The sequence below is a fragment of the Eubacterium xylanophilum ATCC 35991 genome, from assembly GCF_000518685.1.
GTDB lineage: Bacteria > Bacillota > Clostridia > Lachnospirales > Lachnospiraceae > Eubacterium_F > Eubacterium_F xylanophilum.
The window spans coordinates 15,525-42,434 of record NZ_JAEB01000016.1 but is presented as its reverse complement, the minus strand read 5'-3'; the positions used below and the strand labels follow the sequence as shown (position 1 = coordinate 42,434).

General features: G+C 40.2%; 20 protein-coding genes. 19 read left to right on the top strand and 1 reads right to left on the bottom strand.

Annotation, left to right across the window (positions count from 1 at the left end):
* On the top strand, positions 1-1,242 hold the full coding sequence (locus L877_RS0104790) for a peptidase U32 family protein (RefSeq protein WP_026835124.1): 1,242 nt from the start codon (positions 1-3) through the stop codon (positions 1,240-1,242).
* 7 nt (positions 1,243-1,249) lie between these two features.
* Positions 1,250-2,023 (top strand): biotin--[acetyl-CoA-carboxylase] ligase, encoded by a 774-nt coding sequence (locus L877_RS12180; protein ID WP_051437682.1) that lies wholly within the window; start codon positions 1,250-1,252, stop codon positions 2,021-2,023.
* A gap of 92 nt (positions 2,024-2,115) precedes the next feature.
* Here L877_RS12180 and L877_RS0104780 read toward each other — a convergent pair whose 3' ends face one another.
* Positions 2,116-4,554, bottom strand: a complete 2,439-nt coding sequence (locus L877_RS0104780; RefSeq protein WP_026835123.1) for a glycoside hydrolase family 94 protein — start codon at positions 4,552-4,554, stop codon at positions 2,116-2,118.
* Between the two features lie 269 nt (positions 4,555-4,823).
* Between L877_RS0104780 and L877_RS0104775 the strand changes: the two genes are divergently transcribed.
* The 17 genes from L877_RS0104775 to L877_RS0104695 all read left to right on the top strand — a co-directional run bounded on the left by L877_RS0104775 (position 4,824) and on the right by L877_RS0104695 (position 26,908).
* Positions 4,824-5,834, top strand: coding sequence for a LacI family DNA-binding transcriptional regulator (locus L877_RS0104775; RefSeq protein WP_026835122.1), 1,011 nt, complete (start codon positions 4,824-4,826; stop codon positions 5,832-5,834).
* A 43-nt stretch (positions 5,835-5,877) separates the two neighbouring features.
* Entirely contained in the window at positions 5,878-7,251 is a 1,374-nt protein-coding gene (locus L877_RS0104770) for an ABC transporter substrate-binding protein (RefSeq protein WP_026835121.1), read from the top strand.
* A 143-nt stretch (positions 7,252-7,394) separates the two neighbouring features.
* On the top strand, positions 7,395-8,381 hold the full coding sequence (locus L877_RS0104765; protein WP_026835120.1) for a carbohydrate ABC transporter permease: 987 nt from the start codon (positions 7,395-7,397) through the stop codon (positions 8,379-8,381).
* Position 8,382: 1 nt separating this feature from the next.
* A complete protein-coding gene (locus tag L877_RS0104760; protein WP_084554773.1) occupies positions 8,383-9,276 on the top strand; it encodes a carbohydrate ABC transporter permease in 894 nt (297 codons plus the stop codon).
* A 212-nt stretch (positions 9,277-9,488) separates the two neighbouring features.
* Positions 9,489-10,586: a sugar kinase gene (locus tag L877_RS0104755; RefSeq protein WP_026835118.1), complete on the top strand. Its 1,098-nt coding sequence runs from the start codon at positions 9,489-9,491 to the stop codon at positions 10,584-10,586.
* A 17-nt stretch (positions 10,587-10,603) separates the two neighbouring features.
* The gene (hflX, locus tag L877_RS0104750; protein ID WP_026835117.1) at positions 10,604-11,872 is read left to right on the top strand and encodes a GTPase HflX; all 1,269 of its coding nucleotides are present in this window, start codon (positions 10,604-10,606) and stop codon (positions 11,870-11,872) included.
* Positions 11,847-13,289, top strand: coding sequence for a dihydrofolate reductase (locus tag L877_RS0104745; protein WP_242837118.1), 1,443 nt, complete (start codon positions 11,847-11,849; stop codon positions 13,287-13,289). The genes hflX and L877_RS0104745 overlap by 26 nt, the downstream gene beginning before the upstream one ends.
* Before the next feature lie 14 nt (positions 13,290-13,303).
* Entirely contained in the window at positions 13,304-15,571 is a 2,268-nt protein-coding gene (locus L877_RS0104740) for a glycogen/starch/alpha-glucan family phosphorylase (protein ID WP_207637228.1), read from the top strand.
* The gene (locus L877_RS0104735; protein WP_026835114.1) at positions 15,564-16,868 is read left to right on the top strand and encodes a glycosyltransferase 87 family protein; all 1,305 of its coding nucleotides are present in this window, start codon (positions 15,564-15,566) and stop codon (positions 16,866-16,868) included. The genes L877_RS0104740 and L877_RS0104735 overlap by 8 nt, the downstream gene beginning before the upstream one ends.
* Positions 16,869-16,871: 3 nt before the next feature.
* Complete coding sequence (gene rfbF, locus L877_RS0104730) at positions 16,872-17,648, top strand: glucose-1-phosphate cytidylyltransferase (protein ID WP_026835113.1); 777 nt, start codon at positions 16,872-16,874, stop codon at positions 17,646-17,648.
* A gap of 21 nt (positions 17,649-17,669) precedes the next feature.
* Complete coding sequence (gene rfbG, locus L877_RS0104725) at positions 17,670-18,725, top strand: CDP-glucose 4,6-dehydratase (RefSeq protein WP_026835112.1); 1,056 nt, start codon at positions 17,670-17,672, stop codon at positions 18,723-18,725.
* Position 18,726: 1 nt separating this feature from the next.
* The gene (gene rfbH, locus L877_RS0104720; RefSeq protein WP_026835111.1) at positions 18,727-20,067 is read left to right on the top strand and encodes a lipopolysaccharide biosynthesis protein RfbH; all 1,341 of its coding nucleotides are present in this window, start codon (positions 18,727-18,729) and stop codon (positions 20,065-20,067) included.
* Positions 20,068-20,094: 27 nt separating this feature from the next.
* Complete coding sequence (locus tag L877_RS0104715) at positions 20,095-21,942, top strand: thiamine pyrophosphate-binding protein (RefSeq protein WP_026835110.1); 1,848 nt, start codon at positions 20,095-20,097, stop codon at positions 21,940-21,942.
* Positions 21,943-21,964: 22 nt separating this feature from the next.
* Positions 21,965-22,897, top strand: a complete 933-nt coding sequence (locus L877_RS0104710) for a glycosyltransferase (RefSeq protein WP_026835109.1) — start codon at positions 21,965-21,967, stop codon at positions 22,895-22,897.
* 15 nt (positions 22,898-22,912) lie between these two features.
* The gene (locus L877_RS0104705) at positions 22,913-23,464 is read left to right on the top strand and encodes a GtrA family protein (protein WP_026835108.1); all 552 of its coding nucleotides are present in this window, start codon (positions 22,913-22,915) and stop codon (positions 23,462-23,464) included.
* A gap of 29 nt (positions 23,465-23,493) precedes the next feature.
* The gene (locus L877_RS0104700; protein WP_026835107.1) at positions 23,494-25,170 is read left to right on the top strand and encodes an ABC transporter ATP-binding protein; all 1,677 of its coding nucleotides are present in this window, start codon (positions 23,494-23,496) and stop codon (positions 25,168-25,170) included.
* Positions 25,163-26,908, top strand: coding sequence for an ABC transporter ATP-binding protein (locus L877_RS0104695; RefSeq protein WP_026835106.1), 1,746 nt, complete (start codon positions 25,163-25,165; stop codon positions 26,906-26,908). Before L877_RS0104700 ends, L877_RS0104695 begins: the two co-directional genes overlap by 8 nt.
* The last annotated feature ends 2 nt before the right edge of the window (positions 26,909-26,910 follow it).

The following is a 26,910-nucleotide window of genomic DNA, read 5'->3' as shown; positions in this document are numbered from 1 at the left end:
ATGGATAAAAGACCAGAAATCCTTGCTCCGGCAAATAGCTTGGAGGTTCTTAAGACAGCTGTAGAATACGGTGCCGATGCAGTTTACATAGGTGGGGAGATGTATGGACTCCGCGCCAAGGCAACCAATTTTTCTCTTGAAGAAATGAAGCAAGGTGTCGAGTACGCCCATGCAAGGGGGAAAAAAGTATATGTTACAGCCAATATAACTGCGCATAACCGCGACCTTGAGGGAGTCAAGAAGTACTTTGAGGAGCTAAAGGAAGTGGGAAATGATGCACTTATCATCTCGGATCCGGGAGTATTTACCATTGCGAGAAGTGTTTGCCCTGAAATCGAGATTCATGTAAGTACACAAGCAAATAATGTCAATTACATGACATTTAATTTTTGGAAAGAGCAAGGGGCGACGCGTGTTGTGACAGCACGTGAGCTTTCTCTCAAGGAGATTGGAAATATTAGGGCCAATATTCCTGATGATTTGGAAATCGAGACATTTGTTCATGGGGCAATGTGTATTTCATATTCGGGAAGATGCCTTCTCAGCAATTATTTTACCGGTCGTGATGCAAACCTAGGCGCTTGCACACATCCATGCCGCTGGAAATACTATATTGTTGAAGAGAAGAGACCTGGCGAATACCTTCCAATCGAGGAAAACGAGCGCGGGACATATATATTCAATTCTAAGGATTTGTGCATGATCGAGCATATCCCGGAATTGATTGAAGCGGGCATAAATAGTTTTAAGATTGAGGGAAGAATGAAGACAGCACTCTACGTGGCCACTGTTGTGAGAACATATCGCATGGCGGTGGACGATTACTTGAAGGATCCGGAATTATATAAGAAAAATCTTCCGCTCTATAGGGAAGAAATCGCAAAGTGCACCTATAGACAGTTTACTACTGGATTTTTCTTCGGACCAACTACCCATGAAACCCAGATATATGATAGCAATACATATGTCAGAAGCTATATATACCTTGGCACTGTACATGGCGTGGAAGAGGATGGAACAGGCTGGATTCAGCAAAAGAATAAGTTTTCAGTGGGCGATACAGTAGAACTGATGAAGCCAGATGGTACCAATACTACATCAAAGGTTTTAGAGATGTGGGATGAGTGGGGTGCGAATGTGGAATCATGTCCGCATCCACAGCAAAGAATTCGTGTCAAGCTTGAAGCACCATTAAATGAGTTTGACATTATTAGAAAAAAGGATGAAATTTCAGAGGAGTAGGTGTGATATGATAAAACTTGACAAGGCTATAATTCAGCAAGGTATTAAAAATAATGCCGGAGTTATAGTCCTAGATGAGATTGACTCTACAAACGTAGAATTAATGAGAATGGCCCGTGAGGGCGTAAAACCGGGAAGTTTTTTGTTGGCAGAATCTCAGACCAATGGAAAAGGACGCATGGGAAGGGAATTTTTTAGTCCCTATGGCACCGGTCTTTATATGAGTTTTTTGGTGAAAGCGCCAGAAGATACAATGGACATATTGTCCATCACAACGGCAACATCAGTGGCGGTATCTCGTGCTATAGACGAATGCTTGGGTATTTCTACTCAGATAAAGTGGGTTAACGACATCTACTACAAAAGTAGAAAGGTGTGCGGAATCCTAGCAGAAGCAGTGGTTGTGGAAAATGACATCGATTCCATAGTGGTTGGAATTGGGATAAATACATCCACGGAATATTTTCCTTCGGAACTTGAGGGATATGCCGGAGCCCTGGGAGTTTCGGAAATCGACAGAAATCAATTAGCTGTGTCGGTTTATAATAATTTTTTCGATATTTTGGATAAATTTCCGGCCAGAGATTATATGGATGAGTATCGTGAAAAATCACTTGTCATCGGGAAAAATGTGAGATTTTTAGAAGATGACAAGTGGAAAGATGGTTTTGTAGTTGATGTTGATGACATTGGAGGACTTGTGCTTCAGGTAGATGATGGCGGAGTCAGAAGGCGGAGAGTTATAAGAACCGGTGAAGTCAGTGTAAGAATCAAAGAATAAATGTAAAGGAGCTGAGTACCAGCATGTTTGCCGGTATATCAGCTCCTTTTAAGGAAGTTAACAAATATATATAATAATTCTAGTAAGCTTGATTAACCCATAATAATTGTAACATCAACCTTCTTCTTAGAAGGATCATATGGTATTACATTAGTTCCGCTATAGGTCTTGCCATCTACGACTATTTCCTTAACACCTTTCTGAACATTATCTGGGTTCTTGACCTGGATGCTATATTCAACATCGCGGTACTTTCTTGTAATCTCAAAATCTCCAAAGTTTGATGGTACACAAGGATTGATACTTAGACCATCGAGAGTTGGAGCTACTCCGAGAATATAGTAAGATACGTTCATGAATGTCCAAGCAGCTGTTCCGGTGAGCCAACTATTCTTGGCCTGTCCGAAGTGCTTGGCATCTTTTCCTGCAATCATCTGAGAGTAAACATATGGCTCAGTGCAGTGAATCTCACTGATTTCTTCCAGATAAGCAGGACATGTTTTCTTATATATTTCAAATGCTCTGTCGCCACGGCCAATCTGAGTTTCCGCCGCTGATACCCAAGGGTTGTTATGGCAGAAGATTCCGGCATTTTCCTTATATCCAGGTGGATAAGAAGAAATCTCGCCGAGGTTTTCATAGTATCTGGTATATGCCGGTTGCAACAAAACAATACCATATTTGGTGTCGAGTTTTTCTTTGACAGAATCAAGAGCTTTTTCAGCTTTTCCGTTGTCTACGCCGATTCCGGCAAGTACACAGAATCCCTGTGGCTCGATATAAATCTGTCCTTCTTCGCATTCCTTGGAACCAACTTTTTGTCCAAATGCATCATAGGCTCTTACGAACCATTCTCCATCCCAACCGTCTTTTTCTACGGCCTCTATCATCTTGTCTATCTCACCAAGAGCACGATTTGCTTCATCCTCTTTGCCGATTGCTTTGCATATATCGGCATACTCTCTTCCGTACTTGACAAACATTCCTGCGATAAATACAGATTCAGCTACAGGCCCTTCACTTGGTCCGAAGGTCTGGAAGGACTCGCCCGGCTCCTTGGAGAAGCAGTTGAGATTTAGACAGTCATTCCAATCGGCTCTTCCGATAAGTGGAAGATTGTGTGGGCCTTTGTGGTTTACGATATAGTCAAACGATCTGGTTAAATGTTCGAACAATGATGTAGCAACCGTGCTATCATTGTCATAATCAACCATCTCATCGAGAATACTATAGTCTCCGGTTTCTTTTAGGTATGCTGAAACACCGGCAATTAGCCAAAGTGGATCGTCGTTGAAGCCACTTCCGATATCGCTGTTGCCCTTTTTGGTAAGTGGCTGATATTGATGATAAGCACTACCGTCCTGGAACTGGGTTGAAGCGATGTCGATGATACGCTGTCTGGCTCTATCAGGAATGAGATGAACGAAACCGAAGAGATCCTGACAAGAATCTCTAAATCCCATACCACGGCCTATGCCTGATTCGTAGTATGAAGCGGATCTAGACATATTGAAAGTTACCATGCATTGGTATTGGTTCCAAATATTTACCATTCGGTTGAGTTTCTCATCCTTGGACTTGACAGAGAAGCGGGAGAGAAGCTGTTCCCAGTGATCACATAATTCTTGAAGAGCTTTATCTACCTGCTCGGTTGTCTGGTACTTGCTAAGCATCTCCTTGGCCGGTTTCTTATTTATGACATCGGGTGCTTCAAATTTGTCATCAACAGGATTCTCGCAGTATCCCAAAACAAATACAAAAGTCTTGCTCTCGCCCGGAGCGAGTGTGACATTTAACTGATGTGATCCAATCGGATACCATCCGCTGGTAATGGAATTGTTGGCGGAACCTTTTTCTATCACTTCCGGAGAGTCAGGTCCACGATATGCACCGATAAACTCGTCGCGACTTGTATCGAATCCATCAATATCCGCGTTTACAGAGAATATTGCATAGTGATTTCTTCGCTCGCGGTACTCTGTCTTGTGATAAATTGTGGAGCCGACAACCTCAACTTCTCCAATATTAAGATTTCTCTGGAAGTTGGTCATGTCGTCCATTGCATTCCAAAGACAGAATTCAACATAAGAGTAGAGCTGAAAATTCTTGGTGTTATCCGACTTGTTTGTCAACGTAACTTTGTTGATTTCACAATTATCGTTAACGGGAACAAATGCGGTCACATTGGCCCTAAGACCATTTTTCTCGGAATTGAACTTGCTATAACCCATTCCGTGTCGACACTCATAGGAGTCGAGTGGAGTCTTGGTAGGCATCCATCCCGGGTTCCAAATCGTATCACCATCTTTTACATAAAAGTAATGACCGTTATTGTCATATGGCATACTATTGTAACGATATCTCGTCACTCTTAGCAACTTTGCATCTTTGTAAAAGCTGTATCCACCGCATGTATTCGAGATGAGTGAGAAAAATTCATTGCTACCCAAGTAGTTAATCCAAGGTAATGGAGTCTTGGGTGTTGTAATTACATATTCCTTATTAGCGTCATCAAAATAACCATATTTCATAGTAAAATATTCCTCCTAAATCTCTTAAAAGTAAAGAATAGCTTGTTTTTTTCTTTCTCAACAATCCGAAAACGATTTCGTAATACGTACATTATATCGGATATATTGGATAAAATCAAGACCTTTTTGTGCGATTCACACAAAAAATTTAAAAAATCTGTTGACTATGTGTGCAAAGTGTGATAAAGTTAAACTACGAAAACGATTAAGAAGTTAGCGATACGACATGTTGTCTAACTTGTAAAAAATGTTTAGAATGAGGATTTAAGATGGTATCATTAAAAGATATTTCATCGGAGTGCGGCGTATCTGTTGCGACTGTGAGTAAGGCACTTAACAATCGCGGTGATATAAGCGAGGCCACGAAGGAAAGAGTATGTGAGGTAGCTAAGAGACTTGGGTATTTACCTAATTCGTCAGCGAGAGCTCTGAAGACAAAGCACACTTACAATCTCGGAGTGCTTTTCGTTGATCAGGCTAATTGTGGATTGACACATGCATATTTCTCTCATGTTTTAGACAGTTTCAAGAGAGGAGCTGAACGCGAGGGATATGATATTACGTTTATAACCCAGCGAACGGGTAAGTCCACATTATCCTATTATGAACACAGTAAATATCGCGGAGTCGACGGTGTAGTTATAGCTTGTGTCGATTTTACAGACGAAGCTATCATTGAATTGGCCAACAGTGATATTCCTGTTGTGACAATTGACTATACGTTCCCTAATCGGACAAGCATATTATCAGATAATCGAAGTGGAATGAGAAAGATTATTGATTTTGTTGTTCGAAAAGGGCACAGAGATATTGCATTTATTCATGCTGCAGATTCTTTTGTTGCTCAGGAAAGACTTAAGACTTTTTACGGAGCAATGGAGGAAGCACATATCCCTATAAGGGAAGAATTGGTGCGCGAGGGAGTGTTTCACGACCCCGTTAATTCAGCACAAATCACGAATGAATTATTGGCGCTTGATAACAGGCCGACCTGTATCATTTATCCCGATGATTTTTCTTGTGTTGGTGGGTTTAATACTATTAAGAACAGTGGGTTGTCTGTACCTGACGATATTTCGATTGTCGGATATGATGGTCAGAGAATCGCTGAGCTCATTGAACCACGCTTGACGACATACAAGCAGAACACAGAAGAAATCGGTATGCAAGCTGCAAGACGATTGATTGAGACTATAGAAAAACCAGGTGATGTCGCAGTTAATAGTATTGTAGTGCAAGGGGAATTTGTAGAGGGAAGCACAGTTGGAGAGCTTCGGTAATTACATAGAAAACAAATTTTTTAAATTAGGAGGAACAGTTCTTATGAGAAAGAAATGGTTAGCATTGGCTTTGTCAATGACAATGGTTGCAGGATGTGTAGCAGGATGTGGAAATAATGCATCAAATAACACATCTACGAATTCAGGAAATGACAGTTCAAAGTCATCTGATAGCGCAGAAGTGAGCTTGCTCGAAGATGGAGGTGGAAAGGTTCTTAATGTCTGGAGTTGGAACGGAGATTTCCAAAAGATGTTGGAAGATCACTATCCAGATCTTAAGGATGGAAAAATTGGAGATGTAAAAGTTAATTTTGTAGTTAACCCGGATGAGTATCAGTCAAAGCTTGACAAAGCTCTTGAAGGAAACGCAGATGCATCAGCAGAAGATAAGGTTGATCTCTTCTGTGCTGAGGGTGACTATGTAGCTCGTTATAAATCAGCTGCACGTGACGTAGCAGTAACCAATGAAGAACTTGGAATCACATCTGATGATACCAAAAACATGTATGAGTATACACTCAAGACTGTAACAGACGAGAACGGCAAGGTTCGTGGACTTTGTAACCAGTCTAACCCATCAGGAATTGCATATCGTCGCTCAATTGCCAAAGATGTATTTGGAACAGATGATCCAGATGAAATCGGCAAAAAACTTACAACTTGGGATGATGTAAAGAAAGTAGGAGATGAATTAAAGAAGAAGGGTTACTTCTTATTTGCGACTCCAGATGATATGCAGAGAGCATTTATTGAAAGTGATGAAACCTTGTTTGGCGAGGGAGACAAACTTACTGTAACTCCAGGTATGGACAAGTGGCTTACATTTGCTAAAGAGTGTGTAGATGCAGGATATATTCAGTACCCAGGCAAGTTACAGTGGGGTGATGAGTATGTATCTGGATACGGAAAGAAAGGTAAAGTATTTGCATACAATGCAACTGCTTGGTTCCCAGGATGGCCTATGGGAGATGCTACAAAGGATACAGTTGGAGATTGGGGACTTTGTGCAGGACCTGAGTCATATGCTTGGGGTGGAACATGGTACATCGGTGCTAGAGGAACAGACAATGCTAAACTTGTAGCGGATATTTTGAAGAAAGTGACATGTGATACAGACACAGCATTTGAAATTGCTGAAAAGGATCAGACTTTTGTTAACAATAAAGAGGCTATCAAGAAGATGATCGATGAAAAGAAGACATCAGAAATGTTTGGTGGACAGGACCTCAACTCATTCTGGACAAAGTTTGCAGACAATATTACAATTGCCAACAAGTCAGCTTATGATAAAGAGTGTGTAGAGTTCGCATGGCCTCCATTTGCAGATTTCTTCACAGGTAAGAAGTCCAAAGAAGAAGCTACAAAGGTATGGGCTGACGAGGTAATGAAGTCATTCCCTAACCTTAAAGCAGAATAATACTAGAAAATTTCGCAAGCCTATAGATGATATAAGGTTAGCAAAAAGTGGGACAGGGCGTCCTGTCCCACTTTTATATTAAAGGCTATTTTCTTGTTCGTGAGAGGAATAGCGAAAAATAGATGAGAAGGGAGCTTGTTACAATGGCAAAAAGTAACGGGTCTAAGGTTGTAGTTAGACAAAAAAAGAACAAGCTTAAATATGGAAAGTGGGGATTGATTTTTATACTCCCTTTTTTTATAGCTTATTTTATCTTTCAACTATATCCGCTGATTATGACTTTTTATAAAAGTTTCTTTAGAGAATATAAAGATCCTATGACCTATAAGCTTATTCAGGAGTTTATACAATTTGATAATTACAAGGATTTGTTTAAGGCAGATGGAACATTTCTCAAATACTTGGGAAATACATTTTCACTGTGGTTGTTAGGATTTATTCCTCAGATTCTTGTTTCTTTGTTATTTGCCTCATGGTTTACAGACTTGAGACTTAAACTTAGAGGAACTGGTGCAATGAAGGTTATTCTCTACTTGCCTAATATGTTGATGGCATCTTCTATTGCCGTACTTTTCGCTAAGTTGTTCGCAACGTCAGGTCCAATTAATATGATAATGCACAGCAATATTGATTTTTTGAGTTCTGAATGGGGACTTAGAGGGGTAATAGCGCTGGTCAATTTCATAATGTGGACAGGTAATACGACAATCTTACTTATGGCAGGTATCATGGGAATTGATCCGGCATTGTACGAAGCTTCATCTATTGATGGTGCGTCGGCAAATCAGCAATTTACCAAGATTACACTACCAATGCTAAAACCTATTATGCTTTATGTATTGGTAACGTCTATGATTGGTGGTTTGCAGATGTTTGATATTCCAAATCTTATTGTAAGAGACGGTGGTACAAATCAAGCAGCTTACACGGTTGTAATGGATATTAGTAAAGGTATTAGCGGCTCGGGAGACATAGGTAAAGCTGGTGCAGAATCAGTAGTACTTTTCCTTATTGCGGGACTTATAGGATTAGTGCTGTTTAAATCTATGGAAAGTGATGAGGCCAAGGAAAAAAGAGCAAATAAAAAGCGTCTGAAGGCTGCGGCAAAAAAAGCTAAGGGGGTGAGCTGATATGAGTAGTATATCAAATACTGGAAATCTTACAGCAGTTGAAAAACGTGGACATACACTTCTTATATTTAGAAGGATACTGGCATACATCGTATTGATTTTTGTATGTATCATGGCATTGTTTCCATTCGTTGTAGCTATTGTTAATACATCTAGATCATCAGCTCAGATCATGACGGAGTTTAGCTTGTTGCCGGGGGCGAGCTTTATTACAAACCTAAAGAACGTGATTGGTGATTCAACACTTCCTATCATTACAGGAATGTTGAACTCACTTATAGTAGCAGCGTGCTCATGTGTATTGTCAGTTTATGTTTCGGCATTAACTGCATATGGTATATATGCTTATGATTTCAAATTGAAGAAAGTTGCCAATACATTTATCATGGTAATTTTGATGGTGCCACTTCAAGTGTCAGCATTGGGATATGTAGATCTCATGTCGAATTGGGGATTTACTAATAATAATGCTCTTCCAGCACTTATATTTCAATCAATTGCAGCACCAGGTGTATTCTTCTTTATGAGACAGTACATGGAAAGTGCGTTGCCTTTGGAAATAGTTGAAGCGGGAAGAATAGACGGAGGTCATGAATTCTTCATATTCAACAGAGTAGTACTTCCAATCCTTAAGCCAGCTATAGCAGTTCAGGCAATCTTTTCATTTGTCGCATCATGGAACAACTACTTCCTTCCAAACTTGTTGACAAATGCCAATGCTAAGACTGCTACATTGCCACTTATCGTAGCGGCGATGCAGAAGATGGATAGACTTATTGATTATGGAAAGATTTACATGGTGCTTGGAATGGCTATTATTCCATTGATTGTTGTATATCTTTGCTTATCAAAGTATATTATTCGTGGAATAGCTTTGGGATCAGTAAAAGGATGATAGGGTAATCTCCTAATTATATTTGTCAGGTGCTGTTGCGCAAGCAACAGTGCCTTTTTTTGGCTACAATTATATTAATTTGTGTTAAGACTTGCTTTTTTATCATACTTTACTTATAATAGAAAGTGAGTTGTTGTGGGCTGTTGAGGATACAAAAGTATGGTAAAGCCTATAAATGCTCGATTATATGGAAAAATTTAAAGGAGGAAGACATGGATCTTAAATTAAAATCAAAAGATGAATGTAAATTTGATGCAGTATCTCTTGGAGAGGTTATGCTCAGACTTGATCCAGGCGAAGGAAGGATTAGAACAGCTAGGAGTTTCAGAGCTTGGGAAGGCGGCGGAGAGTATAATGTAGTACGCGGTCTTAGAAGATGCTTTGGAATGAAGACAGGAGTTATTACTGCGTTCGCAGACAATGAAGTCGGAAAACTTATGGAGGACTTCATATTGCAGGGAGGAGTAGATACTTCTCTTATTTATTGGAAGAAGACAGATGGAATCGGAAGAGTGTGTAGGAACGGAATCAACTTCACTGAGAGAGGATTCGGTATCAGGGGAGCCGTAGGATGTTCTGATAGAGCTAATACAGCTATCTCACAGGCCACACCGGAAGATTTTGACTTTGAATATATCTTTGGAGAGCTGGGAGCTCGTTGGTTACACACAGGTGGAATCTATGCAGCTCTCTCAGAGCAATCATGCCAAACTGTAATAGAAGCTATTAAGACTGCTAAGAAGTACGGCACAATCGTGTCTTATGACTTGAATTATAGACCTTCTATGTGGAGTGCTATTGGCGGATTGGAGAAAGCTCAGGAGGTCAACAAGGAAATCGCAAAGTATGTTGACGTAATGATAGGAAATGAGGAAGATTTTACAGCTTGCCTAGGTTTTGAAATCGAGGGAAATGATGAAAATCTTCAGACACTTAATCTTGATGGATACAAGAAGATGATCAATGAAGCAGCAAAAGCATATCCTAACTTTAAGGCAGTTGCCACAACTCTTAGAGAGGTTAAGACTGCTACAGTTAATGATTGGAGTGCGATTTGTTGGGCTGACGGAGAAATCTTTAAGGCCTCAGATTACAAGGGATTAGAGATTATGGACCGAGTAGGTGGAGGAGATTCATTTGCATCAGGTCTTATCTATGGTCTTATGACAACAGGTGATGCCGAGAAGGCAGTTAACTATGGTGCGGCTCACGGAGCACTTGCTATGACTACACCTGGTGATACCACTATGGCCAGTGTGAACGAAGTTGAAGCCATTATGAGTGGAGCGGGAGCACGCGTTAAGAGATAAGGGCAAAAGGTGAGAATTTGTTTGACACAAATGAAGTGGAAGAGAAAGTCATATTAGTGGCAGTGGATGTAGATGACGGAAGTGATGTTGAGAGTTCCCTCGATGAGTTGGAGGAACTCTCACAAACTGCTGGTGCTGTCTGTGTAGGCAGATTGATTCAGAGCCGTGATCGCATCCATGTGGCTACTTATATTGGAAAAGGCAAGGTTGAAGAGCTGCGTGAACTTGTGCACATATGGGGCGCAGATACGGTGATATGCGACGATGAATTATCTCCGGCGCAGCTGGGTAACCTTCAGGATGAACTTGGATGCAAGGTTATTGATAGAACAGTTCTTATACTAGATATATTTGCTGCTCATGCGGCAACTAATGAGGGAAAACTTCAAGTAGAGCTTGCGCAACTTAGATATAGAGCCTCCAGGCTTACCGGTCTCGGAAAGTCTCTTTCGAGGATTGGAGGAAGTGCAGCAGGAGGTGGAGTTGGAGGAATAGGAACGAGAGGTCCCGGTGAGAAAAAGTTGGAGATGGATCGTCGACTTATACATGACAGGATTTCTTTTATCAACAAGCAACTAAAGTCCGTTGTCAGCAATCGAGATACTATGCGCAAACAGCGCGAAAAGGGATCGATTCAGACTGTGGCCATAGTTGGTTATACCAATGCCGGCAAATCCACTCTTCTAAACAAGTTAACAGATGCATCTGTTCTCGAAGAAGACATGCTTTTTGCCACGCTAGATCCAACTACAAGGCAGTATGAGTATGAGAATGGCAAAAAGATTCTTATGACAGATACTGTTGGATTCATCAATAAGTTGCCTCATCAGCTCATACGAGCATTCAGAAGTACTTTGGAGGAAGCTAAGTATGCGGATCTCATATTACATGTGGTTGATGCAAGCAATCCGAACTACGAAACTCAGATGGATGTGGTTTATGATACTCTTGATGAGTTGGAAGTTAGGAACAAGCCTATAGTCACGGCGTTTAATAAGATGGATGCAGAGATTAGCGAGAAACCTCGAAAAGACACAAGAAGCGAGTCTTCGCATTACATATCAGCCAAGCAGGGATTTGGCCTTGATGAGATGCTTGATGGCATAAGAGAGATTCTCGATCAATCATATATTGAGATAGAAAAAGTTTTTGATTATAGCGATGCCGGAAAGATTCAGGTTATTCGCAAATACGGAAACTTGGAGATAGAAGAGTATAGGGAGGACGGAATATTTGTCAAGGGAACATTACCTTCCGAGTATGAAAGCTATTGTCTCGGTAGATAAAAACTGGGGAATTGGCTATCAGGGAGAATTATTATATCATCTCAGAAAAGATATGGATAATTTCAAAGAGCAAACCATGGGAAATATCATTATAATGGGGAGAAAAACCCTAGAGAGTTTTCCCGGTGGCAAGCCCCTTCCCGGAAGGCTCAATATAGTATTAACACAGGAAAATGTTCCGCGTCTCAGAAAAGAGTGCGATTATCCCAATTTGCTAATATTTGAAAACAAAGAAAAGGTTATCGAATATTTAGCTGCTAATGCAAGGGGACGTAAAATATTTGTTATTGGCGGGGAAAGTATATATAAGTTATTTGATGATTGTATAGATGAGATTATTATTACGATTGTGGATGGTTTGAGACCTGCTGATGCATTCTTTGTCAAGGGACGCGAGATGGATAGATGGAGTCTAATCAGTGAGAGTGAAAAAATAGTTGAGGATGGAATCAGTTACGTGATTAGAGATTATAGTGTGAAAAATAGTATTAACAGCATTTTGGTGACGGGTGCGTCAGGGATGATAGGTCGTGCGTTGTTGAGGTTTCTCTGTGAGAGAGGAATTCAGACCTTTGCAGTTGTCAGAGAAGGCGGAGCGAGAGATGTAATTCCTGAGAACGCTGAAAATGCGAAGGTTATAGAGTGTAATATAGATAGTTATAGCAAACTCCCCCGTTTGATTGAACAGAGCGTTGATGCTGTAGTGCATTTGGCTTGGGATGGAACATATGGAGGATCACGCAATAATTTATATGGGCAGTTGGAAAATGTCAGATATACGCTAGATTTAGTAGAAGCTGCCCGCAAGATGAATTGCAAGGTCTTTCTCGGTGCCGGTTCGCAAGCGGAGTGCGGTAGACTTCCGGAGGGAACTAAGATTTCTGCTGATATGCCGGCAAATCCTGAGACGGGATATGGAATTACCAAGTCCTGTGCCATGTCTATGAGCAGAGCAATGTGTAATGAGTATAATATAAGACATATATGGACTAGAATTCTCAGCGTATATGGTCCATATGACAAGGATAGAACTATGGTTATGTCGGGGATTGTGTCCATGCTTTCCGGCGAGTCGCCTAGGTATACCAAGGCGGAACAACTATGGGATTATATATATTGTGACGATGTTGCGAGAGCCATCTTCTTGCTTCTTGAAAATGGGAAGAATGGGCGAGTTTATCCTATTGGTGGCGGCAAGGAACGCAGGCTGAGCGAGTATATAGAGGACATCAGAGATGCAGTTTCTCCTGATATGGAGATTAGATTTGGGGAAGTTGAGTATTATGATAAACAAGTCATGTATCTTTGTGCTGATATAAGCGAGTTGACCGAAGATACCGGTTTTGTGCCGGAAATCAGCTTCGAAGAGGGGATAAGAAGGACTGTGGAGTGGAAGAAGAAACAGCTTTCTAAGTAATTTGTTGAAAAAGGATGGTAATATTGATGCTTTCAAAGTACGTTAAAAAGGAATATGGAAAAAAGTTAGAAAAATGCAGCGACAAAGAGATTTATTATGCCCTGTTAAAGATGACCTCGGAGATGGGGGCCGAGAAGGAAAGCAATAATGGAAAGAAGAAGTTGTATTATATATCTGCAGAGTTTTTGATCGGTAAATTGTTAGGTAATAACATGATAAATCTAGGGATTTATGATGAAGTCAAGCAAGAATTACAAGATGTCGGAAAAAATATAGAAGACATCGAGGAGATTGAAAATGAGCCATCTCTCGGGAATGGTGGACTTGGCCGACTTGCTGCTTGTTTTTTGGATTCCATTGCGACTCTGGGATTGCCTGGAGATGGAATAGGTTTAAATTATCATTGCGGACTATTTCACCAGGTATTTAAGAAGAGGCTACAGAGGGAAATCCCTGATGTATGGCTTACTAAGAAGAGTTGCCTGATTGATATGAATAAGTATTATACGGTGAAATTTGCTGATTTTAAGGTTAAGGCACATATGTATGATATTTTAATAACCGGATACAATAATAGAACTAATAGGTTACATCTTTTTGATTTGGATAGTGTGAAAGAGAGTCTTATTAGCAAAAAAATTGATTTTGATAAGACCAATATTAAAAAGAATTTAACGCTCTTTTTGTATCCTGATGATAGCGATGATGAAGGAAGACTGTTGAGAGTTTATCAGCAGTATTTCATGGTGAGCGCGGGTGCAAAGTTAATTCTTGACGAGGCGAAAGAGAGGGGAAGCAACCTCCGGGATTTGGCCGATTATGTGGCGATACAGATTAATGATACACATCCGTCAATGGTTATACCGGAGTTGATTAGGCTCCTCATGAAAGAAGGTATAGAGTTTGATGAGGCGGCTAAGATTGTGACGGAGGTTTGTGCATATACAAATCATACGATACTTGCAGAAGCCCTGGAAAAGTGGCCAATACACTTTATTGAGAGAGTGGCACCACAGCTTTTGCCTATTATAAGGCGATTGGATCAGCTTGTTAAGGAAAAGTATGACAATGAGGAAGTGGCTATTATAGATGCCAATGATACAATTCATATGGCGAGGATGGATATTCACTATTCACACAGCGTTAACGGCGTTGCTTACCTTCATACAGAGATTTTGAAGAATAACGAATTAAAGGATTTTTACAAGTTATATCCGGAAAAATTTAACAATAAAACCAATGGTATAACTTTTAGAAGATGGTTGATTCACTGCAATCCTGAACTGACTCGGTTGATTACTGATAAGATCGGAGAGGGATTTAAGAGTGATGCAGATGAGTTGGAGAAGCTTCTTAAGTATGTAGACAATGAGAAGTTTTTGACTAAACTCTTGAAGATTAAAAAGCGCAAGAAAGTTGAACTTGCCATGTATCTTCAGGAAAAGCAAGGCGTTTATGTCAACTCAAAGTCGATTTTTGATATTCAGAGTAAGCGACTTCATGAGTATAAGCGCCAACAGCTGAATGCGCTCTATGCGATACATAAGTACCTAGAGATTAAGAGTGGAAATATTCCGAAAACTCCTATTACAATGTTTTTTGGTGCCAAAGCAGCACCTGCTTATACCATTGCAAAGGATATAATACATCTTATTCTATGCCTTCAGAAGTTGATAGAAAAGGATGAAGAAGTGGGAAAATATTTCCGAGTTATTATGGTAGAAAATTACAATGTCACATTGGCTGAGAAGATGATACCTGCTTGCGATATATCGGAGCAGATTTCCCTAGCATCAAAGGAGGCCAGTGGAACCGGTAATATGAAATTTATGCTCAATGGAGCTGTGACGTTAGGTACAGACGATGGAGCTAATGTGGAAATTCATGAGCTGGTTGGCGATGAGAATATTTACATCTTTGGAGAGAAGAGTGATGTCGTCATCAAGAGATATGAAGATGGAAGCTATTGCTCCAAGGATTACTACGATAAGGATCCGGATCTGAAGAGAGCTGTAGACTTTATCGTGAGCAAAAAAATGCTCAAAATCGGCAAGAAGAAGTGCCTAGAGAGGCTTTATAACGAGCTACTTACTAAGGATTGGTTTATGACATTCCCGGATTATAGTGAGTTTGTAGCCAAAAAAGAAGAGGCCTATAGGGACTATGAAAACCGTCAGGACTGGGCGAAGAAGATGCTTGTTAATATTGCCAAGGCAGGCTTTTTCTCCTCAGACAGAACTATAAAACAATATAATGAAGACATATGGAGACTATATGAATAATAATGATTTGAATAACAAAAAGTTTAACTCAAAAAAGAGTTTGATTGAGCGTTTGTTAGAAGAAAGATATGCATATTTCTTTGTGGTAGTAACGTTTTTATCATTTATAGTATGGGCTATTTTGCTTTTTGCCGAGGGAAAAGGCGGAACGCAGTTTGACATTTTTTTTCAAAAATGCAGTGATTTTATGGCCGATGCGTTTAATGTAGCCGGCTACAGTAGCGGGCGAGATGTATATCACAATACAGTATACTCGGGATTGGGCGAAAAATCCTATCCACCGCTTACTTACATGTTGATGTATTTCATGTCTCGTCTTGTAGATATTAAAGCATATGAGAAGATTAATTCATTTAAAACTATGTATGCAGACCCTAGTTTTATGATAATTCTCATCATTGCAACTATAATAGTATTATTGTTGTTATATGAGCTGATTCGAACTGTAAAGCAGGGTGAGAATCATATCAAGGCACTTACTGCCTTTGCCATCATATTATCTGCGCCTGTTTTATATGCAATTGAGCGAGGAAATACAATACTATTTACTTCAATTCTCGTAATATTTTTCTTATATTACAATGACAGCGAGAATAAGGTGTTGAGGGAAATGGCTCTCATTGCTTTGGCCATGGCGGCGGCATTTAAGATAACGCCTGCATTTCTCGGAATCGTTCTTTTGTACAAGAAAAGGTGGATTGATTGCGTAAAAGTATGCCTGTATTTTATAGTTGTGGGAATATTACCATTCTTGTTTTTTAAGGGTGGATTCGCAAATATTCTGCAGATGATAAGCAATATACAGTTAAATATGAGTAGATATGCGTTATTAGATGGCTGTACAAACAAAAGTTTTCTACTACACTATGCCGTTATGATTAAAGGAGCTGATGGCATACAATCATTAGATATGCTATTGATAGTTGCCAGGATAATGACATTTATTGTTTGCGCCGTTCTCATTGTCGCTCCTTTATTCTGGGAGGAAAAGTGGAAGAAGATAATGAGTGTCTGTGTTGTATTGATTATCCTTCCGGGTCACTCTGAATACTATTGTCTGCTCTATATGATTCCAGCTATCATAGCTTTTCTCAATGCAAAAGAGAGAGGAAGATATGATTGGATAATGATGATCGGAATATTTTTCATAACATATTCTGTTCAAGGTATTCTGAATGATATATTTGGATATCATCTTGGGCTTATTATAATACAGCTATGGCTGTTTGTGTCTGGTATAATAGCGATTGTAAAGCACATAAAAACCAGAAAAATTGAAACTGAATTGGAGGTATAACATATGAAAGCAGTATTGTTGGCGGGTGGATTTGGAACAAGAATATCAGAGGAGAGTGTCCTCAAACCCAAACCTATGATTGAGATCGGTGAGAAACCTATTTTATGGCATATTATGAAGGTGTTTTCACATTATGGAATCAATGAATTTATCATATGTGCGGGGTATAAGCAGCACGTAATAAAGGAGTGGTTTGCGGACTATTATCTTCATAATAGTGATATAACTTTTGACTATACCAAAGGTGGAGAGATGGTTGTTCATAATAACATCGCAGAACCTTGGAAGGTGACTATCGTGGACACAGGCCTCAAGACTATGACGGGAGGCCGCGTCAAGAGAATCAAGAAATACGTTGGAGACGAGACATTCCTTCTCACATATGGAGATGGAATCAGCAATATTAATATCAATGATTTGATCGACTTTCACAAAAAGCACGGCAAGATTGCTACCATGAGTTCTTACAATGTGGGACAGCAATTTGGCGTATTGGATGTGAGAGAAGATGACATCGTCACTGCATTTAGAGAGAAGTCCAATGATGACGGTGGTCTTATAAACATAGGTTTTCTCGTCTTGGAACCTCAGATTTTTGATTATATCGACGGGGACGATACTGTGTTTGAGAAGGCTCCGCTTGAGCGACTTGCTTCAGAATCACAGCTTGTTGCCAGAAAACACCAAGGATTCTGGCAGTGCATGGACACGCAGCGCGATAGGATGAAGCTGGAAGAAATGTGGGAGTCAGGAAATGCTCCTTGGAAGCTTTGGAAATAATTCTTTGAAAGGTTGGATATAATGATTGACTTAAGTTTTTTTAAAGACAAAAATATTCTGATAACCGGACATACAGGTTTTAAGGGAACTTGGATGTGCAGAACTCTGGTTATGGCAGGGGCGAAGGTGACAGGTTACTCTCTTGAGGCGCCGACTAATCCCAATCTCTTCTCTATGGCAGGAGTAGAAGACAAGATGAATTCTATAATCGGAGATATAAGAGACAGAGATAAACTCATGAAAGTTTTTGAGGAAGTTCAGCCGGAGATCGTGATTCATCTTGCTGCACAGCCTATTGTACGTGACTCTTACAAAGATCCGGTTTATACATATGAGACCAATGTAATGGGAACAGTGAATATATGCGAATGCGTTCGCCTTACCCAGTCGGTTAAGAGTTTTCTCAATGTCACAACAGATAAGGTATATGAGAACAAAGAATGGGAGTGGGGATATAGAGAAAATGAGCCGCTAGATGGCTATGACCCATATTCCAACAGTAAATCCTGTTCGGAACTTGTGACACACAGCTATAAAAATTCATTCTTCACAGATGACAGAGTGGCTGTTTCAACTGCGAGAGCGGGGAATGTTATTGGTGGTGGAGACTTTGCAAACGATAGGATTATACCTGATTGTGTTAGAGCCGCTGAGGCTAAGCGGGATATTATCATTAGAAATCCATTTTCCACTAGACCATACCAGCACGTGCTTGAGCCGGTTGTTGCCTATCTCATGATTGTCAAAGAACAGTATGAAAACCATGAATTACAGGGATATTATAATGTGGGTCCAGACGAGGTGGATTGCGTAACTACAGGTGATCTTGTTGATATGTTTGTGGAGAAGTTTGGACAGGGAATGAAGTGGGTAAACCAGTATGATGGTGGCCCTCACGAGGCAAATTTCCTTAAGTTGGATTGTTCAAAACTCAAAACAACATTTGGTTGGAGACCGAGATGGTCAGTGTCTGAAGCACTTGACAAAACGGTGGAGTGGACCAAAGTATACTTTGACAATGGAAATATTCCAGAGATTATGGATAAACAGATAAATGAATTTTTAGGAGGAAGATAAAATGTTTGAGAATATGACAGAAGACCAGGCAAGACAGCAGATTTTGGAGGAAGTAAAGGCTTATCATGACAAGTTTCACAATCAGGAGAAGCCATTCAAAGAAGGAGATAGAATCCCTTATGCTTCTCGCTATTATGGACATGAGGAGATGGTAAATCTCGTAGATAGTTCCCTCGAGTTTTGGCTCACATCGGGAAGATATACAGATAAATTCGAGGCAGATTTTTCTAAATACTTGGGAGTTAAGTATTGTTCACTTGTGAACTCGGGTTCATCGGCGAACTTGTTGGCATTTATGGCTTTGACTTCCCATCTCTTGGGCGATAGAAGAATCATGCCGGGTGACGAGGTTATAACAGTAGCAGCTGGTTTCCCAACCACAATCGCTCCGATTATCCAGTACGGTGCTGTTCCGGTATTTGTGGATATGACTATTCCACAGTATAACATTGATGTCAATGCGTTGGAAGAAGCTGTATCTGACAAAACAAAGGCGGTTATGATTGCCCATACACTTGGAAATCCATGGGATCTTGGAGCAATCAAGGAGTTTTGTGACAAGCATGAATTGTGGCTTGTTGAGGATAACTGCGATGCTCTCGGATCAACATATACTATAAACGGTGAAGAAAAATTGACTGGAACAATCGGAGATGTTGGAACATCAAGTTTCTATCCTCCACACCACATGACTATGGGTGAGGGTGGAGCAGTATATACTGACAATCCAATTATTCATAAGGCAGTTCGATCTCTCAGAGATTGGGGAAGAGATTGCGTTTGCCCATCGGGAAGAGACAATCTATGTGGTCATAGATTTGATAAGCAGTACGGTGAGCTTCCACTGGGATATGATCACAAATACGTATATAGTCATTTTGGATATAATTTGAAAGCAACTGATATGCAGGCCGCTGTGGGTTGTGCACAGTTGGAGAAATTCCCAACATTTGTTGAGAGAAGAAGACATAATTTTGATAGATTGTTGGCGGCGCTCAAGGGAACAGAGGACAAACTTATCCTCCCTGAGCCATGTCCAAACTCTAAACCATCATGGTTCGGATTCCTTATCACATGCAAGGAAGGCGTTGATAAGAATAAGGTTGTTCAGTATATCGAGAACCACGGAGTTCAGACACGTATGCTGTTCGCGGGAAATATTGTTAAGCAGCCTTGCTTCGATGAGTACAGAGGAGACAGCTCCAAGTACAGAGTTGTAGGAAATCTTGAAGTGACAGATAGAATTATGAATAACACATTCTGGATTGGTGTATATCCTGGAATGACAGATGAAAAACTTGACTATATGGCCAAAATAATCAAGGAAGCTGTAGAGCAGTAAAACCAAGATTATTAAAAGGAGAATAATATGAAAACGAGATTAGCTGACTATGTTGCAGACTTTCTTGTGAGTCATGGAATCACAGACCTCTTTACAGTTGTTGGGGGAGGTGCCATGCATCTCAATGATGCTTTTGGACACAAGGATGGATTGCATTGTACATATACTCATCATGAGCAGGGAGCTGCTATAGCTGCCGAGAGTTATGCCAGAGTGGAGAATAAGATGGCAGCTCTGTGTGTAACTACAGGCCCCGGCGGAACTAATGCCATAACCGGAGTTGTAGGGGGATGGCTTGATAGTATACCTATGTTTGTTATTTCCGGACAGGTGCGATATGACACAACAAGTAGATATGAGGAGAAGGCTACGGGTGCGAAACTCAGAGCTCTTGGTGATCAGGAGTATGACATTGTGAAGTCCGTAGATAATATGTGCAAATATGCTGTTATGATAGAAGATCCAGAGGATATCAGATACGCACTTGAGAAAGCCTATTATCTTGCCAAAGCGGGAAGACCAGGTCCTGTTTGGCTGGATATCCCTGTTAATTTCCAGGGAGCTACCATAGAGACAGATAATCTCAGAGGATATGATCCAGAAGAAGATAAAGAAGAAAATCCTACACCTGTAGAACGATCTGTAATCAAAGATGTAATTGATGAGATTAAGAAAGCTAGTAGACCTGTTATTTACGCAGGTTATGGTATTCATTTGGCAGGAGCCAGAGAGGATTTTCTGGAGTTAGTAAAGCTGTTAAATGTTCCGGTAGTGACATATTGGAACTCTATCGATCTCATAGAGACAGATAATCCTCTATATGTGGGAAGAGGCGGCAATATGGGGGATAGACCGGGAAATTTTGCTGTTCAAAACTCTGATTTATTGATAACGATAGGTACAAGAATTTCCATTAGACAGGTTGGATACGACTGGGGAACTTGGGCTAGAGAAGCCAAGGTTATTATGGTGGATATTGACAGAGAAGAGATGAAGAAGCATACGATTCATGTTGATATGCCTATCCATGCTGATGCAGGTGATTTTATAAGGAAGATGATTGAGGAGGCGAAGAAGGAAGGTGCTCCGATATTCCAGAATAAGGACTTGGAGTGGACCAAGATTTGTCAGGATTGGAAGAGAGATTATCCTGCAGTTTTGCCTAGACATTGGGAGGAAAATGGTGAGACAGCCAATGTATTTGCCTTTGTTAATTATCTTAGTAGCTCCCTTCCTGAGAGCAGTTTAACAGCCGTATCAAACGGAGCTTGTTGCGTTGTTGGACACCAAAATTATGTCATAAAAAAAGACACAAAATTCATTATTAATAGCGCGATAGCCAGCATGGGATATGGCCTACCGGCTGCAGTTGGAGTATGTGTTGCCGGCGGAAATAAAGATACAATTTGTTTGGAGGGAGATGGTTCCATCATGATGAATTTGCAGGAACTCCAGACTATTGTGACTAATAAGCTGCCTGTTAAGATATTTCTGATTAATAATCAGGGATATCATTCGATTAGAATTACACAAAATAATCTTTTTAGCAATCATAGCAAGGTGGGAATCGGACCGGAATCGGGGGATTTGTCATTCCCAAGCTTTGAAAAGATTGCAGCGGCGTTTGGATATCCATATTACTCTGCTCATTCCAACAAGGAGATGAAGGAGGCAGTTGATAAAACGTTAGCAGAAAAAGGCTATGCTTTTTGTGAGATTTTCACGGATACAGAGCAGGTTTGGGAACCTAAGAGCAGTGCGAAAAGGTTACCGGACGGAACTATTGTGAGCCCACCGCTTGAGGACTTAGCTCCATTTCTTCCTAGGGAGGAACTTGCAAAGAATATGTATATTGATATGCTTGAACAAATATAAATTTATTAGAAAGTGATGAATTATGAAAACTATTTCAATTATGATTCCTTGTTTTAATGAGGAAGAGAATGTAATACCAATCAGCGAAGCTGTTGTAGCTATGTTTGAGAAGGATTTGCCTAATTATGACTATGAGATACTATTTATAGACAACGCCTCTACTGATTCAACAAGAGATAAGTTGAGATATATTTGCAGTAAGAATAAAAAGATTAAGGCTATATTTAATACCAAGAATTTTGGACAGTTTAACTCGCCTTACTATGGTATGTGTCAGACTACGGGAGATTGTACCATTAACCTTTGCTGCGATTTCCAGGATCCTATAGATATGATTCCTAAGTTTGTTGAGGAATGGGAAAATGGCTATAAAATCGTTATTGGAGTTAAGACAAGTAGCAAGGAAAATCCTATCATGTACTTCCTGCGCTCTGTATACTACAAGATGATTAAGAAAATGTCTTCTGTTGAACAGATAGAGCATTTTACCGGATTTGGCTTATATGACAAGTCATTTATGGATGTGTTGAGAGACTTAGATGATCCGGCACCATTTCTTCGAGGAATCGTTGCTGAGCTTGGACCGGAGAGAAAAGAAATCCCTTATCAGCAGGAGAAGAGAAGAGCGGGAAAAACTCACAATAACTGGTATACCCTCTATGATGCGGCAATGCTTAGTTTCACATCATATACCAAAGTGGGGATGAGAATCGCTTCATTCCTTGGCTTTATCTTATCTGGAATAAGTATAGTGATAGCTCTTGTATACTTGGTATTGAAAATCATTTATTGGGACCGCTTTGTAGCCGGTATGGCACCGGTTTTGTTGGGAATTCTGATATTTGGTTCCATCCAGTTGTTCTTCATAGGACTTCTGGGCGAGTATATAATGAATGTGAGCACCAAGGTCACCAGACGACCGCTGGTTGTGGAAGAAGAGAGAATAAACTTTTAACGGATGGTTTAAGTCATGAACGAAGAGAAGAAATCAATAGGAACATTTTTGTGGGAAATAATAGAAAAGATTGTCCGAGGAGTTTTTGGATTAATATTCAAGATTTTCCACATCGATTTTAGTGAGGAAAAGTGGGAGGCGCTTCTGCAATTTGTGCGATTTGGAATTGTGGGTGTGTGGAATACTATTTTTTCTTTTTTGATTAACTTGGGATGTCTAAAGCTTTTTCAGCGAACAGGGATACTCGCGGATGTTGTATTTGGGACACCAATGAGAGTATATGTGGCAAATATTATTGCTTGGATTATCAGTGTATTTGTATCATTTATTCTGAACAATAAATTCGTATTTACCGTGGAAGAAGGGCAGCAGAGAAGCTTCTTCAAGTCGCTTATGAAGAGTTATGTTTCATATGGATTTACCGGTTTAATACTTAACAATTTACTTGCTATTCTATGGGTTGGCGTATGTGGAATTCCGGAGGAGATTGCGCCACTGCTCAGCTTGATAATTTCAATTCCTGTCAATTTTATTCTCAATAAGCTTTGGGCATTTAAGACAGAATAGTGGATATATGATAAATAGGGAGATATGCCATGAGAAAACTCTTAAGATTTATTAGACCCTACAAAAAGGAATCTATAATAGCCCCCCTTTTTAAGCTGTTTGAGGCGACGCTAGAGCTCTTTGTCCCTCTTGTAATCGCGTCTCTTATTGATGTGGGCATAGCAAACAAAGACATTAGTTATGTCTGGAAAATGGGCGGCATATTGCTTGCCCTTGCGGCAATTGGGTTGACAGCTAGCCTAACAGCCCAGTACTTTGCGGCGAAGGCGGCGGTGGGTTTTGCTGCGGACATTAAGTCCGCTCTTTTTAGACATATTGAGAAGCTTACGTATGCCGATATTACGGGAATAGGCACGGATAAGCTTATAACAAGGATGACGAGCGATGTAAATCAGGTTCAGTCAGGTGTAAATCTGGTGCTGAGACTATTTCTTCGGTCGCCATTTGTCGTGGTGGGGGCTATGGTTATGGCCTTTACCATTGATTTTAGGGAATCATTGATTTTTCTGATTGTGATTCTATGCCTTTCATTGGTGGTATTCGGTATCATGATGGTTGGAATTAAGAATTACAAAGCAGTACAGGAGAGTTTAGATGATATCTTGCGAAAGACAAGGGAGACTCTCTTGGGTGTTAGGGTTATAAAGGCGTTTAATAAGGAGCAAGAGGAGATAGAATCCTTTGTGAAAAAAAATGAGAGATATTATAATTTTCAGGTCAAAGCCGGACGAATGGCCAGTTTAATGAACCCAATGACATTTGCTATTGTAAATGGCGGTTTAGTGGTACTTCTGTGGACAGGGGCAGTTAAGGTTGACACAGGAGTTCTGACTCAGGGGCAAGTAGTAGCTTTGGTTAATTATATGGCAAGCATTCTTGTGGAGCTTGTAAAGCTTGCAAATCTCATTCTATCAATCACCAAGGCGATTGCTTCGGGAAACAGAATACAGGATGTATTTGATTATGAATTAATCAATAAAGATGCTGACAAGAATAATCAGAGTGAGATGTTGGTGTCAGCGAAAAATATGACATTTAGATATCAGGATGCAAGTGAGGACTCGCTACGGGATATTTCTTTTGAGATTATGAGAGGGAAAAAACTCGGAATAGTTGGTGGAACCGGCGCCGGAAAGACTACAATAGTCAACTTATTGGCGGGTTTCTACGATAATCCGGGGATAGAGATTAGCGGAAAGGTTAGTCTTGTCCCACAAAAAGCAGTTCTCTTCTATGGAACAGTTAGGAGTAATATGAAGCTTGCAAGGGAGAACGTCACAGATGAGGAGATATGGAAAGCTCTAGAGACAGCAGATGCAGCTGAGTTTGTCAGAGCAGCGGACGGGCTTGATACATTGGTTGAGAGAGGTGGAAATAATTTCTCGGGTGGTCAAAAGCAGAGACTCTCTATTGCAAGAGCATTGGTGGCAAAATCTGATATTTTGGTTTTAGATGACAGCTTTTCAGCTCTCGATTATCTGACTGAAGCCAGGATTAAAAATAATCTTTTTAATCAGTATAAAGATAAAAGTTTTGTTATAATATCACAGCGTACCGGCTCCCTGATTGATGTCGATAATATAATTGTCCTAGAAGATGGTCAGATGGTTGGCAGTGATAGTCACGAAGAACTCCTGAAAAATTGTGACATTTATAGGGAAATATTCGTTTCGCAGTACGGAGAGGAGGCACTTAATTATGAGTAGATCAATGATTATAAAGAAGCTTCTTTCCGTAATAAAAAAAGAGAGAATATATCTGATTATTTCTCTTATATTATCTATAGTAAATGTAGGGATAGCTCTGTATATTCCTATAATTACAGGTGAAATAATAGATAGAATTATAGGTGCAGGTAAAGTTGATTTTCAATCAATAAAGTATAAGATTTTATTGATTGTCATTGGAATTGCGATTTCTTTTGTTGCGCAGTGGATAGTTGGAATATGCAACAACAAGATGACTTATCAGGTTGTCAGGCGCTTGCGAGAGGAAACTTTTGTTAAACTTCAGAGGCTTCCGGTTAATTATATTGATAAGCATCCAACAGGTGATATTGTCAGCCGCATAATTGCTGATATAGATCAGATTGCGGAGGGACTTTTGATTGGATTTTCACAATTTTTCACAAGCCTTATAACCATAATTTGCACGCTGGTGCTGATGCTTACAATCAATGTCTCGGTTACTCTGATTGTAGTTTTGCTTACTCCTGTTTCCTTTGTGGCGGCAAGTTTCATCGCCAAGAGAACATATAAGCTGTTTTCAGAGCAATCCAAGATAAGGAGCGACCAGACAGTTATAGTGGAGGAGATAATAGCTAATCCCAAGGAAGTAAAGGTTTTTGGTTATGAGGACCGAGCTATAGAGAGATTTGACGAGACCAATGAGAAACTTAGGAATTGTTCTCTGAAAGGAATATTTTTCTCATCTATCACAAATCCGGCAACCAGATTTGTAAATAGTCTTGTATATGCGGGAGTTGGAATTGTTGGGGCGATTCTTGCTATTAATGGCGGAATAAGTGTGGGACAGTTGACATGTTTTCTGAGTTATGCCAATCAGTATACTAAGCCATTTAACGAGATTTCAGGAGTGTTTACGGAACTTCAGAATTCTCTTGCTTGTGCCGGAAGAGTTGTGGAGATTCTCGAAGAAGAAGAGGAGACAGATTTAGAGTCTGTAGGAGAAAAAGCCGACAATCAAAGTGGAAGTGTGGAATTTGAGGATGTGAGTTTCTCATATGACCCCCGCAAGAAGCTCATAGAAAACTTTTCGTTTAAAGCGGAGAAGGGGCAACATATCGCCATTGTTGGTCCAACAGGATGTGGAAAGACAACACTTATGAACCTTCTCATGAGATTCTACGATGTGGACAAAGGAGATATATTGATTGATGGGGAGAGCATATATAACAGTTCAAGACAGGATATAAGAAGCAAGTTTGGAATAGTTCTTCAGGAAACATGGCTTGTGGATGGAACTGTCAGGGATAATATCCTCTATGGAAATCCTGATGTCTCTGAAGAAGATATGATTGCTGCAGCTAAGAAGAGCCATGCCCACAGCTTTATCAAACGTCTTCCCAAGGGATATGATACTATAATTGGCGAGACCGGAGTCAAACTTTCGGAGGGGCAAAGACAGCTCTTAAGTATAGCCAGAATTATGGTCAAGATTCCGCCTATTCTGATACTCGATGAGGCCACATCCATGATAGATACCAGAACGGAGATGAAAATCCAGGGTGCGTTTATGGAACTTATGGCTGGAAGGACAAGCTTTATCGTGGCGCATAGGCTCTCAACAATTAAAAATGCTGATCAAATATTGGTCATGAGAGACGGAAATGTCATCGAGCAAGGAAAACATGAGGAATTGATAAAGAAAAATGGTTTCTATGCCGAAATATATAATAGTGGCACGAAAGGAATTATCAGTTAAAA

What these genes read in the sequence shown, in the direction of transcription:
- L877_RS0104700 (WP_026835107.1), top strand. Translation starts at nt 23,494, where the DNA reads ATGAGAAAACTCTTAAGATTTATTAGACCCTACAAAAAGGAATCTATA.
- L877_RS0104745 (WP_242837118.1), top strand. Translation starts at nt 11,847, where the DNA reads ATGAAAGCTATTGTCTCGGTAGATAAAAACTGGGGAATTGGCTATCAG.
- L877_RS0104715 (WP_026835110.1), top strand. Translation starts at nt 20,095, where the DNA reads ATGAAAACGAGATTAGCTGACTATGTTGCAGACTTTCTTGTGAGTCAT.
- rfbF (WP_026835113.1), top strand. Translation starts at nt 16,872, where the DNA reads ATGAAAGCAGTATTGTTGGCGGGTGGATTTGGAACAAGAATATCAGAG.
- L877_RS0104790 (WP_026835124.1), top strand. Translation starts at nt 1, where the DNA reads ATGGATAAAAGACCAGAAATCCTTGCTCCGGCAAATAGCTTGGAGGTT.
- L877_RS0104770 (WP_026835121.1), top strand. Translation starts at nt 5,878, where the DNA reads ATGAGAAAGAAATGGTTAGCATTGGCTTTGTCAATGACAATGGTTGCA.
- L877_RS0104765 (WP_026835120.1), top strand. Translation starts at nt 7,395, where the DNA reads ATGGCAAAAAGTAACGGGTCTAAGGTTGTAGTTAGACAAAAAAAGAAC.
- L877_RS0104705 (WP_026835108.1), top strand. Translation starts at nt 22,913, where the DNA reads ATGAACGAAGAGAAGAAATCAATAGGAACATTTTTGTGGGAAATAATA.
- L877_RS0104710 (WP_026835109.1), top strand. Translation starts at nt 21,965, where the DNA reads ATGAAAACTATTTCAATTATGATTCCTTGTTTTAATGAGGAAGAGAAT.
- L877_RS0104735 (WP_026835114.1), top strand. Translation starts at nt 15,564, where the DNA reads ATGAATAATAATGATTTGAATAACAAAAAGTTTAACTCAAAAAAGAGT.
- L877_RS0104755 (WP_026835118.1), top strand. Translation starts at nt 9,489, where the DNA reads ATGGATCTTAAATTAAAATCAAAAGATGAATGTAAATTTGATGCAGTA.
- L877_RS0104760 (WP_084554773.1), top strand. Translation starts at nt 8,383, where the DNA reads ATGAGTAGTATATCAAATACTGGAAATCTTACAGCAGTTGAAAAACGT.
- rfbG (WP_026835112.1), top strand. Translation starts at nt 17,670, where the DNA reads ATGATTGACTTAAGTTTTTTTAAAGACAAAAATATTCTGATAACCGGA.
- L877_RS0104740 (WP_207637228.1), top strand. Translation starts at nt 13,304, where the DNA reads ATGGTAATATTGATGCTTTCAAAGTACGTTAAAAAGGAATATGGAAAA.
- L877_RS0104695 (WP_026835106.1), top strand. Translation starts at nt 25,163, where the DNA reads ATGAGTAGATCAATGATTATAAAGAAGCTTCTTTCCGTAATAAAAAAA.
- L877_RS0104775 (WP_026835122.1), top strand. Translation starts at nt 4,824, where the DNA reads ATGGTATCATTAAAAGATATTTCATCGGAGTGCGGCGTATCTGTTGCG.
- L877_RS12180 (WP_051437682.1), top strand. Translation starts at nt 1,250, where the DNA reads ATGATAAAACTTGACAAGGCTATAATTCAGCAAGGTATTAAAAATAAT.
- L877_RS0104780 (WP_026835123.1), bottom strand. Translation starts at nt 4,554, where the DNA reads ATGAAATATGGTTATTTTGATGACGCTAATAAGGAATATGTAATTACA.
- rfbH (WP_026835111.1), top strand. Translation starts at nt 18,727, where the DNA reads ATGTTTGAGAATATGACAGAAGACCAGGCAAGACAGCAGATTTTGGAG.